The sequence below is a fragment of the Butyrivibrio sp. WCE2006 genome (genome assembly GCF_000701985.1).
GTDB lineage: Bacteria > Bacillota > Clostridia > Lachnospirales > Lachnospiraceae > Butyrivibrio.
In genome coordinates this window covers 44,654-56,691 of the sequence record NZ_JNKH01000006.1, presented here as the reverse complement: position 1 = coordinate 56,691, position 12,038 = coordinate 44,654, and the positions used below count along the sequence as shown (strand labels likewise).

The window sequence follows — 12,038 nt, the reverse complement described above, 5'->3', positions numbered from 1 at the left end:
ACATACTTCATTTTAGCATATTTTATCTGAAAGAAATCTCGAAAACTATTTTTTCTGCAGCCTTAGTTGCATTTATTTCCGCTTCATCAGCATCTTTTCCGGTAGCGATCACATGCCCCCATCTGTCACCACTGTTTTTAAGTCTCCCTACGGTATCCCCAACCTTTTTATAAGCAGAAACTTCCACGACTCCGGGCATGCTTTCAGCTTCCTTTAATCCATTAATTGCAGTTATTACTCCATTTTTATCGTCTGCCTCATCTTCCTCCCTGGCATGTAAAAATCTGATGGCTGCGCCGCAGTTCTTTGTAGCCTTACACTTTACCTCCTGAGAGAGAGTACTTGAGATACAGCAGTCAATAAGATCAACTCCGGTTGACAGCGGAACAAGCTTTGAAGTAATAAAATCTCCTCCTAGCCTTGCTGCAATTTCCACAAGTTTGGCTCCACTATCCGTAACCTTAATTTCTGTATGTGAAGGTCCGTTAACTATGCCAACTGCTTTTATAGCGGCCAGTGCAACTCTCCTGATATCCTCCCTTGATGATTCGGGGAGTCTTGAGGGCTCAGTGTGACCCGTCTCAACAAAATAGGGAACCTCTGTCACCATCTTATCGGTTATGGTGATAATATGTGTTTCTCCGTTAATGGTAAAAGACTCAACGCTGACTTCAGGCCCCTCCATGAATTCCTCCAAAAGGACCTGCCCGCTTCTTGAAAATTCCCTGGTATACGAATAGATTTCCTTAAGGGCTTCGCTGATACTTCCATCAGACTCCCTCGAAAGTTCACTCTTATTAACAAGGACTACTCCTCTGCTTGCAGCATTATCCGCAGGCTTACATACAAATTTGTCCCCCAGCCTGTCAGCTGCATCCATAAACTCAGCCTCATCAGAGATAACATGGAACTCAGGAATCGGTACGCCACACTCCTTCATTCTTCTTCTCATGGCAGCCTTGTCAGTAGCGCAGATAGAGTTTTCATAGGATATGTCGTTTTTCTTTCCAAGCTGCTCGTTCACGTAGGCAACAGTTCTAACAGGCATATCACTTGTAGAAGTTATGATATAATCCGGGCAATATTTTTTTGCAGCCTCAAGAACCGCATCTTTATCTATTGTACTGATGCATAAAAACTCGTCTGCATCCTTAATCCCAACAGCCTCCGGATCATAATCAAGAACATAAACATATAAGCCTTTTTCTTTGGCTTTCTTAATGGCAGGCACCTGAAGAGCGCTTGCTCCCAATATAAAAATCTTTTCCATTTTCTGTTACATCTCCATCAAAGCTTCTGCAATCCTGTCAGCACCCTGACCGTCAATAAGCTTTTTTAGTTTGTTTGATATATCTATACGCTCTGTGGTATCCATGGACATTACTTCCTCTATGTAGGCGACAATAGCCATCAGAACCTCATTTACATCTTCCCTGAAATCTCCGGCATAAGGGACATATCCCTCTCTTGCAAAATATAATGCATCCGGCTCCTGATTCTCAGCAAAGACAAAGCTTATGGAAGGAACTCCTACCGCACATAGCTCATACAGTGTTGTTCCTGCCGGAGTTATGGCTACATCACAGCTGTTCATAATGTCCGCCACATTGGACACATTCTGATGAAGCGCCACATATCCGTCCTCAATATACTGCTGAACCTTCTCAGTTACCCTGTAGAAGCGTCCTGCCAAAAGATGAATTTTCTTTTTTCCGTCTTTAAAATGAAGCTCAGGATATCTCATGATTGCACTGATGATCATCTCAGATAATCCCATACTGTCTGCACCACCAGTTGTAAGAAAGATATTATCAATTCCTCCTATATCGTAGCCAAAGGTCCTGTGAGCACCATCCGCAGACTCCTGATTCTCGCCTGCCACAATGTCGATATTCACAAGAGCCTCTCCATCCGTACCAAGTCTTCCGATATCACTACTTATTCCTGTTCCACGGGACATCCTGTTTCTCTGTACAAACTGATCTCTTATGGGAATGTACTTCGTTCCAAGAAGGAGTGTCGGTGCCTCTCCTTCATAGAATTCCTCATAGGCAAGATCCGGAGCCCCGGGACTGTAATTTAGTATCGCAGTTGCCGGAAATCTTTCTTTTTGCATATCATCGATGTACATGGTGCGGATATCATTTGTTTCAAGCATCCGGATATACTCAGGAGTTGCGTAATAGCTGTCAACCAGCATGGCTGAAATTCCTTCCTCATGAAGGAAATCAAGAAGAACTATTATCTCCTGCTCAGGATTTCTCCAGTCTGAATCCAAAATCGCACATTCAAATTCACCCTGAATATAAGGGATTATATTATTATCAGCAGACACAAAGACGACAGAACACCCCATTTGCTGCAGGCTCATTGCAATAGTCCTGCAGCGCATGATATGTCCCGTCGCCACTATTTCGTTTGCATCCACACGAATCGCTATCTTACTCAATTTCACTCCATTCCAGCGGTGTTCCACGTGTTAGCTTATGTTTTGCCTTTTTACCAAGTACTTCTTCGTAATGCTTGGGCTTCATTCCCTGAATGTTGTAGGATCTTATGCTTCTCACATTTTTCTCAGTAAGCACCTCACCCTCTTCAACATCCTCAACAATAAACAGGGATCTTCTGTTGGTATATTCTCCTGCCTCTGCTTCAGTAGGTCCGTAAAATATCTTACCCAGCGCAAGCTCTGCATCATGTACTCCCTTTACCATATCTGCGAATTCCTGCGGTTCCATGGAAAATGCGGAATCTGCAGAAGGAAGATTTCTATCAAGGCAGAAATGCTTCTCAATGACAACTGCTCCAAGAGCTGCCGCAGCAATAGCTGCTGTTCCTCCCATGGAATGATCTGAGAGTCCCACGGGAACTCCAAACCTCTTCTGCATATCAGGAATTGTCCTCAAATTAAGATCTGCAGAAACTGTCGGATAAACACTGCAGCATTTCAAAATAATTATATTATCATTGCCCTCAGATCTTATGGCATCGATAGCTTCCTGGATCTCTTCCTCTGATCCCATGCCGGTTGACATGATGATAGGCTTTCCTGTTCTTGCTATATATTTTATAAGCGGAATATCAACAAGCTCAAAGGATGCGATCTTGTAGAATTCCTCACCGATGTTCTCAAGATAATCCACAGAAGTCTTATCAAATGGAGTGGAAAGAAAATCTATTCCACACTCCTCACACTTTTTCTTAATAGGTTCCATCCACTCCCAGGGAGTATAGGCTTCCTTATAAAGATCATGGAGATTATAACCATCCCAGAGACCACCATGGATTTTAAAAGCCTCTGCATCACAATCAATAGTAATAGTATCAGCAGTATAAGTCTGAGTCTTTAAACAATCCGCACCTGCCTTCGCAGCTTCCTCAACGATCTTAAGCGCGTTATCAAGGCTTCCGCCATGGTTAGCACTCATCTCCGCTATCATGTACGCTCTGTTATTTTTAAGACATTCGTCTAATTTCATTAACTACTCCTCTTTAAAACTAAATGGTTTTATGTAAAAACCAGATTATCTCAAAATTCCCTGTTCGGTGAGAAATTTATATTTAAGCTCTGCTAAGAGCCAGTCACTCTCATTATCTATATCCTGAGACTCCACCGGGTCTATGATATAAGGAATAGACTTCTCCATAGTGGTGTCCTTCTGAATCTTAAATGCATCATTTCTGAAAATATAAAACTGTCCGCACTCATGATACTGTTTCTGCAAATCCTGACTTCTGGTTGTAGCATACTCAGGATGAAGCATCTTAACCAGTCCCTTATCATCAATAAAGAGACCTCTCTGGGGCGGATACGAAAACTCCTGCATAGGTACGATAGACTCAGCGCCTGATTTTACAAGCTCATCCATAGCTTCCTTAAGCTTCCTTGCAGTAACAAACGGAGCTGTAGGATATATGCAGCAACCATATTCAAAGCTTCTACCCATCTCCTCATATCTGTCCAACACTTCAAGAAGCACATCAGCCGTAGTTGCTGTATCGTTTGAAGTCTCAGCGGACCTGTAAAACGGAACACTGGCACCTGCTGCCTTTGAAATCTCTGCTATCTCCTCATCATCAGTTGATACCATGACTTCATCAAATATCCCGGATTTCAATGCCGCTTCTATTGAATAATTTATTATCGGTTTACCATTGAATATTTTTATATTTTTACGTGGTATACGTTTACTTCCACCACGAGCTGTAATTATTGCGATCGCACTCATTAATGCTCTCCATAGTACTGAAATATGATGTAAGAGTCAAAAAATAAATTTTGCCCTAAAAGTACGAACCCCCGCAAACTGCAGGGATTCGGATTTTTACAGGATATCGGATTTCCTAAAAAATTCGGTATCACATAATTTATATAAGGTATTCTTACAATTAGCTCAGATATCAGTGGTCAACAGCCTCATGAAGTCTGTTTCTGATCTCCTGTACGCTCATCCACTCAGTATTATTACCTGAGCTGTAGTAGAAGCCATCAGCAACCTTCCTTCCCTTGGGATCCGGAAGCTGTCTGTCGTTAAATATTACCTGAGGATATACAATGTAGTGCTTATCAAATTCATAGGTAAAAGGTGCATCCTCAACTGAAACCATGCATTCGTCGAGCTTCTCACCGGGACGGATTCCAACCTCAGTTGTTGCAATACCCGGATACATAGCCTCTGCAAGGTCCTTGACATTAAATGAAGGAATCTTGCTGATAAAGGTCTCACCACCCTTAGCTTCTTCCAAAGCCTTGAGAACCAGTTCAACACCTTCAGGAAGACTGATCCAAAAACGTGTCATTCTGTAATCAGTAATAGGAAGCTCCTTCTCACCATTTTCAACAAGTCTCTTAAAGAGAGGAATGATAGAGCCGCGACTTCCTGCTACATTACCATATCTGACAATTGAGAAATTGATATCCTTATTACCGGCATATGCATTAGCAGCTATAAAGAGCTTATCTGAAACCATCTTAGTAGCGCCGTAGAGGTTCACAGGATTTACAGCCTTATCGGTACTAAGCGCAACAACACGCTTAACTCCTGTATTCAGCGCAGCATTTATAACATTCTGAGCTCCGTTTACATTCGTCTTGATAGCTTCATCCGGATTGTACTCACAAGCCGGAACCTGTTTAAGAGCTGCTGCATGGACTACATAATCAACACCCTCCATAGCGCGCTCCATACGGGCACCATCTCTGACGTCACCAATGAAAAATCTCATCTGATCAGCATGTTCTCTATAAACCTTTTCATTAGACATAGTGAACTGCTTATACTCATCACGGGAATATACTATGATCTTCTTGGGATTGTAATGCTCAAGAAGATACTCAGTAAAGCAATGACCAAATGATCCTGTTCCTCCTGTTACAAGTATGGTTTTATCATCTAATTTCATTTAAATAACCTCTTTTCAATGAATAATACTTATTGATTATACTATAAATAGGGATAAATAACATTATTTATTAATTTTGGCATTCCCACGCATGTTGCCATCAAGCCTTTTCCACAGGAAAGCCTACTCCATCACATACTGTGTCCACATCTCTTTATTATATACTTCCCTAAGATCCCCAAGGTCAGTCCTTTTCTCTTCCAGAGCTTTTAATATCGCATCCCTGTTATCATGGTCCGCTGCATAGATCACTACCTTATCTGCTGCTGCAAGCTTCTCATCCTCAAGAGCTTCTGTATTTGCCTCACTTACATAATAAAGCTCATCATACTCCAAAAGCTCATCGGTAAGTCTCCAGATGTTGTCAGGTGTCGCATCATTGTACATTACCACTGCCGCGGCCCCTTTCCCATCCATCTCCTTTGCATAAGCTATTCGTCCGGCATCTTCAGGATAGAGGAACAGCACGTTCTGATCTATAACAATACCCTTAAGTATTATTATCAGGAACAGAATGAAGGTAACAAGTACCGGTATCTGCATATCCAAAAAACTTCTGTTGCCGACGATTGCTCTTATTCCAATTCTTGTAAAATATGCAGAAAGCAGAAGTACTATCGGATAAATGGGCATTTCATATCTGTTTGATGTATCTCCAAGAAGGAGCGCTGTCTTAGCAACGATCAGAAAATATCCCAGGGCAGCCACCGTAAGAATTCTTATGTGAGCAATGTGAAGCTTGTCCTTTTCACCCTTTACCCTGAGAAGGAAAAACAGAGCAATAAGGGCAATCACGATCATTACTATTACAATCCAGAGCATTCCTGAAAAAAGATAATCATCAGCAAGTCCGAAAAAGAAGCCAAAACGATCCAGGATGTTGGACATATCTGAAAAAGCATCCGCAGCTTCCTTCCCCCTGTATCCCCTGAAAATATGAGAAAGGGCTGCAGGATAAATACCAACTGCTGCCACAAGTGAAACTACAGCTCCTGCACAATAAACAACAATATATTTGAACCGCTCCGCCATAGAAGCCGCCTGCATTACAAACTCTTCATCCCCGAGAATGCTCTCTATGGTTATTGGATTTGTGTTATTTTCATTGTCACCTGTCTGCCTTTTTTTCCTTCTGTTTTTAGGCATAAGGAACAGGAACCATATGGAAAATGATAATCCCATCGTTACCATAAATATCAGGTAATAGTACTGCGTAAGGAATCCAAAAAGGCTTACAAGGCAGATGCCTGCAACGTATCCTGCAAAACCCTTTTTAAATTTAGTATCGAAGGGCTTTGCAAGAACAAATCCCTTAAGTTCATTTCCTGAATAATATTTCTTTATAAGACTTATCAGCTTAAGATGCAGATATGCTGACGCAAGAATAAATACCGTAAGCCACATATACATTCTTATAAAAAGCACACAGGATATCGTCATAGGATTAAAGCCATAGGCAAACATCAAAGCAATCCTGAGTCCCCTGCTCATTCCTATACTTTTGGCAAGCTTTTCCAGAAGAACAAAGCTTATTATAAAAGCCAGGAGATTTACTGTTATTCCCTGCCATTTGCTGAATACTCCCGGAGTTATGGAGCATACTGTATGAAGCAGATCATAGAAAAACGGAGGATGCACATCCCAGGACTGAACCTGATGCACCAGACCATAATTAAAGCCCTCTCCCTTCTGCACTGTAAACTCATTTTCTATGACATCCGTATCAACCCATTCCCTGTCAGGGTAGTAGAATCCAAGACTTCTGTTGGTAGAAAAATATGAGTAATACTCATCCTGATGAAACCCTGCTTTCTGCACGCCAAAAAGACAGATACCTGCTATCTGCACGACCAAAATAAGGAGTAATATTATAGTGTACTGTTTAGAATTGAATTTCATTTTATTCTCCTAATCCCCGCATGCACTTTTCTCACAAATTTTGGGCTTACAGAAAGGAGTAACAGATATACTCTGTTTTTCTTTGAAAGATACGGATTGTTCAATATATCCTTCATATGTTTTCTCAAAAATCCTACAACAATTTTTCTATAAAATTTATTGCTGTAATTCATCTTACTTATCGGAATATGCAGCAGGTAATCAAGCCTTTGTATAAGGCAGAATCTGACTGCAATCTCATGAAGCGAAGGAAAGCTCTTATTCACAAGTCTTAATGCCACATCCGAATTTCTTACAATATCCGTGAACACAGGCGGAAAATAGTCCTTCTGATCTGCTTTCTTTCTTGAATTACTGCCCGTTCTGTAAAATACGTGGTAATACTGCTGAGGTAAAATCACAAGCTTTCCTACCTTCTTAAGCATATGTATCATCAGATAGAAATCCTCATTTAATTCTCCCTCGGGAAAGCCCTTGCAGCTGCCTGTAAAAAGCTCTCTGCTGGTGAGTTTCGTACAAAATGAGGCATCGCCTGTATGAAGAAGTAAAGTTTTTAAATGCTCCTCCCCTGAAATAATCAGCTGCTTCTTAGGGGGTATACAAACATCAGGAAGCCTTTCTCCGCTTTCTGCGATTTCATCCCTTGAAGCCTGAGCCATTAAAACAGGTGATTCCTCTGTGCTGTTCTCCTCAATGGCGCGCATCAGGTCCTCGTACATATGATGATCGATGTAGTCATCCGCATCGACAAATCCCAGATAGTCTCCTGTTGCAGCGGATATTCCAAGGTTTCTCGCCTTACTGCTGCCGCCATTTTCCTGATGAAGCAGTGTTATGGAAGGACCTGTGCTGTTTCTTAAAAAGTTCTCGCCTTCCTCATAGCGAAGCTGTCCCCAATTCTTTTTTATATATTCCTCTGCTCTTTTATAAGTGTTGTCTGTTGAGCCATCATCCACGACTATAACTTCAAGAAGCTCATCAGGATAACTCTGATGACACACACTCTCAAGGCACCTTACAATAAGATCCTCTATGTTATAGGCAGGTATTATCACACTTATCTTTTTTGTAAACAATAGTTCCTCCGATATCATTAAATCTGATTCAAATTTATGCCGGGACTTCCGGTTATTCATATAAATCCGGCTTATTCAAGATGGTTATCCTCTTTTAAAGTCCTTCTTATTCCTGGAGCCTTTAAAACAAGCGCTTTACTTAACGGCCCATCATCCGGATTTTTAAAATCTTTGTTTTTGATAATGCATTCGCTAAATTCAAGAAGTCTTTTTGCCGCAACACCTGCATTCCAGGTATCAGCTATGGCCAAATAGGCTTTTTTCTGAAGGCATCTTACGTAGTCTGCTCGGACCATATAAGATCCATTCTTTTTATCAGCTTCTTCCAATAGCTCATCTATCTTCCCAAGAAGCTTATCCTTATCACAATCATCAAAGGTAAGTCCGTTTTCTCCATCCTTTATAAGGTAGGGTACTGCTCCCGCTTCAGAGGATGCCACCACTGCACAGGCACTGTTCATGGCTTCATTCACCACGGCTCCCCATCCTTCAAGGTAATTGCTTGCAAAGATGAAAAGATGGCTTTTTTCCATGATACCTCTTACTTTCTCAGGAGGTACTGCACCATGCATGGTTACATATTCTTCGAGAGCCTTATCCTTTATCATCTCCTTAAGTCCGGATGAAAGTGGGCCGTCTCCCACAATATCCAAATGAAAATCGATATTTTTCTTCTTAAAATACCCGGCTACCTCTAATGATAGTTCCGGGTGCTTAAGCTTTATAAGTCTTGCAGCAAAGCATATCCTTAGCTTTTCTCCATCCTTATATAGCATGTTCGAAAGTTCATCTTCACTATATCTTTTAAGAGGCGGAAAATATCCCCATTTAAAAAGCTTTCCGGGATAGGCACCTATAAGCTTAAAATCTCCTGATACATATGCCCCCGCACAGAGCATATAGACAGGACTGTTTCTATACTTTATGTGCTCTTCGTACTTTGCCTTCAAGCCTCTTGGTGATATGGCTTTCCATCTACCCTCGCGGTATATTCTCTCACTGACCCTTATCACAGGTTTTCCCTGATCAAGTCTTTGCCTTATGAGGCGTTCCGAAGGGCTGTCCTTATCCTGACCTGTCCATCCGAGTATCAGAACGTCACAATCTCTGATCTTATCACCGCAGGACTTCTCATCCTCATATATCCTGAAAACATATGGCAAAGCTTTCGTGTCAGCATTCCAGCCCATCTGTCTTCTGCCCTCATCCATAGGCTGAGACTCTATAAATGCAAAATCCTCTGAAAGCTCATCATATAACTCATCACATAACGGTATCTGATGATGATTTATAAAGTTAGATATAAAAGTTATCTTTATGATTATTCCTCCTCAGGCTTAAGAAACTGATGAAATCATTGTCCTGTATATTTCTATAAGTCTCTTATAGTTCTCCGAAGCGTCATGGGTTATCATTGCATGCTTCCTTGCGTTATCACCGTAAACAGCTGCAATTACAGGTTCTCTGAACATCTGTCTTATGCATTTTGCAAGATCCTGCGGATTGCCGGGTTCAAACAACAATCCATCCACATTTTTCTCCAGCATGCTTGGTATACCACCTGTTTCTGCGGCAATAGTGGGAACGCCCAGGAGCATTGCTTCCGCCATGGAATTAGGGGAGTTCTCCAATATTGAAGGGCATATGAAAAGATTGCACTTAAGTAGCTGTTCCTTCATCTGCTCTGCTGAAAGCTTCCCAAGCATTATAACCTTTCCGCCAAGCTTACCTCTGCGTATAAGTCTTTTCAGATATTTACCATAGGCTGAAATTCTTATAGCCAGTGGGTAAATGCTTTTCCCTGATGCATTTTTCTGTTCATCGGGAATAGTTACTGTTTTTCTTTTTATTTTTCCTATTACGCTGTTACCTGCCACATATAATTTAGTGTCAGGAAACTCCTTTAGGATCTCAGGCAGTGCCTCAAGAACAAAGTGGAATCCCTTCAGGGGATAATCACCCTGTGATAAGAAAATACTGTGGGGAACCGTGTTTACAGATCTCCAGGCATTCTTATAAAACGTAGGCCTCATGGTCTCGTTCATCTTAAAGTACCTTGCCTTGGGATTTATTCTCTCAGTGACCTGTCTGTCAAAATCCGTTCGCCCTGTGATATTGCCTGCAAGTCTTATGGCTTCATTCTCATTCTCAGCACGCTTTTCGAATTTCTCCTTTTGCTGCATGAGAGAGTCATTTTTATATCTGTCTCTGAAGGTTGTATCCGTTATTACATTATCGGGAAGACCTGCCATATAGACCTTTGCAATCTCGGAGCACACCCCCTGTATCCCCAGAAGTGTCCTCTCAGGTTTTCCAAATGCCTTTATTGCAGCAAGATTATGAGGGAATTCTGTTCCGAAAACATGTACGATATCCGGCTCAAAATCCTTATAAATCTCCTTGAATCTCTCCTCAATAGAGGCGTCATAAATTTCAGGAGCATTCAGATTCTCTGAAAATCCGTAGAACAAAACTCCATTTATTTTCTTTTTATTTAATCCTTCCGCAGGAAAAGCTACGCCAAGCGTTATTCCGCCTTCACCTTTCCCTGAAGAAATCCTCTCATAAGCGCCGGAAAGCCATCCCTCTCTCTCTGACCAGGAAAGGCCCACAGCCTTGGCATATGCCGGCAGCATTATGTTACAAACCCACAAAACTTTCATTTATCCCCTCTTACCTGTGTCTGTAAATCAGACTTTTTATCTTATTATATACCCCTGCAGTTTTGGGGTTCTCAGCAATTTTCGTTCTAAGCGGAGCAAGTGTAAGAGCTCTTATGGTATCAAATCTCTGAATCTGCTTCTTAGTAAGGTAGAGATGTATTATCTGCTGCCTCTCTGTCTCAGAAACCTTGCGGTTTTCCCTTGTCTCTGAGAATCCGCCTCCCTCGTAGTCCGCTATCAGAAGGTTCATATACTTGGTCTCCGCTTTCTCAACATAGAAGCAGCGAAGGAAGTGCTCGTAATCAGCTCTAACCTTCCAGACCGTATCGAATGCATATCTAAGCACCAGCCTCTCATCATAAAAACACGCCTGGTGAGAAGGAACATTCCTATAACATGCAAAATCATCTATCTTTGGATTGGATGATACCCTCTGAGAGGTCTTCATCTCATATATATCGCCGTAATAAATCGTAGGCACTATCGTTCCTGAATTCTTGGCATCAAGCTGAATTTTCTCGTGAACCTTTTTCAGAACCTGATTACCGGAGAACACATCACCGCAGTTCAGAAAATAGACATACCCCGGTGCCGTATCCGATACACTGCGCCCCTTTTCATTTCTCATGGCGTCAACTGCCATATTCATGGCATCGTATATTCCGTGGTCTTTACTCCTTATGATTCTTATTCTTCCATCTCTGTATCTGATATCGTAAGAACCATTGGTGTTTATTTTGCCGGCACTTATGCGGCGTCTACCCTCGACAGTATTCTTTAAAGAATTATCATTCTTTCCATTGTCCAAAGGCTCCTTGTCTATTCCAAGGCATTTTGCGGCTCTCTCAAGAGAACCGTCTGTGGAGCCTCCGTCCTTTATGATGATTGCAACATCCTTAAAGGTCTGCATTTTAATGCTTTCCAGGGTCTTTATCAGGTCATCCCCTGCATTATACGAAACAACTATAATTGTAAAAAAAGGTCTTTTCATATCATA

General features: G+C 41.6%; 10 protein-coding genes. All 10 read right to left on the bottom strand.

What is annotated here, in order from left to right; translation table 11 throughout:
- Positions 1-22: 22 nt before the first annotated feature.
- Positions 23-1,270, bottom strand: coding sequence for an ATP-grasp domain-containing protein (locus tag T501_RS05985; RefSeq protein ID WP_026509534.1), 1,248 nt, complete (start codon positions 1,268-1,270; stop codon positions 23-25).
- A gap of 6 nt (positions 1,271-1,276) precedes the next feature.
- Positions 1,277-2,449: a PseG/SpsG family protein gene (locus T501_RS05980; RefSeq protein WP_026509535.1), complete on the bottom strand. Its 1,173-nt coding sequence runs from the start codon at positions 2,447-2,449 to the stop codon at positions 1,277-1,279.
- Positions 2,442-3,479 (bottom strand): pseudaminic acid synthase, encoded by a 1,038-nt coding sequence (gene pseI / locus T501_RS05975; protein WP_044913835.1) that lies wholly within the window; start codon positions 3,477-3,479, stop codon positions 2,442-2,444. The genes T501_RS05980 and pseI overlap by 8 nt, the downstream gene beginning before the upstream one ends.
- A gap of 45 nt (positions 3,480-3,524) precedes the next feature.
- Entirely contained in the window at positions 3,525-4,229 is a 705-nt protein-coding gene (gene pseF, locus T501_RS05970) for a pseudaminic acid cytidylyltransferase (RefSeq protein WP_026509537.1), read from the bottom strand.
- 172 nt (positions 4,230-4,401) lie between these two features.
- Entirely contained in the window at positions 4,402-5,403 is a 1,002-nt protein-coding gene (gene pseB / locus T501_RS05965) for a UDP-N-acetylglucosamine 4,6-dehydratase (inverting) (protein WP_026509538.1), read from the bottom strand.
- Positions 5,404-5,526: 123 nt separating this feature from the next.
- On the bottom strand, positions 5,527-7,302 hold the full coding sequence (locus tag T501_RS05960) for a hypothetical protein (protein WP_044913834.1): 1,776 nt from the start codon (positions 7,300-7,302) through the stop codon (positions 5,527-5,529).
- Entirely contained in the window at positions 7,299-8,378 is a 1,080-nt protein-coding gene (locus tag T501_RS05955; RefSeq protein ID WP_242845489.1) for a glycosyltransferase family 2 protein, read from the bottom strand. Before T501_RS05955 ends, T501_RS05960 begins: the two co-directional genes overlap by 4 nt.
- A gap of 71 nt (positions 8,379-8,449) precedes the next feature.
- Positions 8,450-9,589 (bottom strand): glycosyltransferase family 4 protein, encoded by a 1,140-nt coding sequence (locus T501_RS05950; RefSeq protein WP_050008166.1) that lies wholly within the window; start codon positions 9,587-9,589, stop codon positions 8,450-8,452.
- A 126-nt stretch (positions 9,590-9,715) separates the two neighbouring features.
- Positions 9,716-11,041 (bottom strand): glycosyltransferase, encoded by a 1,326-nt coding sequence (locus T501_RS05945; protein WP_044913832.1) that lies wholly within the window; start codon positions 11,039-11,041, stop codon positions 9,716-9,718.
- Positions 11,042-11,051: 10 nt separating this feature from the next.
- A complete protein-coding gene (locus T501_RS05940; protein WP_044913831.1) occupies positions 11,052-12,032 on the bottom strand; it encodes a glycosyltransferase in 981 nt (326 codons plus the stop codon).
- Between the last annotated feature and the right edge of the window lie 6 nt (positions 12,033-12,038).

Coding starts and splice junctions, on each gene's coding strand:
- pseB (WP_026509538.1), bottom strand. CDS start 5,403: ATGAAATTAGATGATAAAACCATACTTGTAACAGGAGGAACAGGATCA.
- T501_RS05960 (WP_044913834.1), bottom strand. CDS start 7,302: ATGAAATTCAATTCTAAACAGTACACTATAATATTACTCCTTATTTTG.
- pseF (WP_026509537.1), bottom strand. CDS start 4,229: ATGAGTGCGATCGCAATAATTACAGCTCGTGGTGGAAGTAAACGTATA.
- T501_RS05945 (WP_044913832.1), bottom strand. CDS start 11,041: ATGAAAGTTTTGTGGGTTTGTAACATAATGCTGCCGGCATATGCCAAG.
- T501_RS05950 (WP_050008166.1), bottom strand. CDS start 9,589: ATGGATGAGGGCAGAAGACAGATGGGCTGGAATGCTGACACGAAAGCT.
- T501_RS05985 (WP_026509534.1), bottom strand. CDS start 1,270: ATGGAAAAGATTTTTATATTGGGAGCAAGCGCTCTTCAGGTGCCTGCC.
- T501_RS05940 (WP_044913831.1), bottom strand. CDS start 12,032: ATGAAAAGACCTTTTTTTACAATTATAGTTGTTTCGTATAATGCAGGG.
- pseI (WP_044913835.1), bottom strand. CDS start 3,479: ATGAAATTAGACGAATGTCTTAAAAATAACAGAGCGTACATGATAGCG.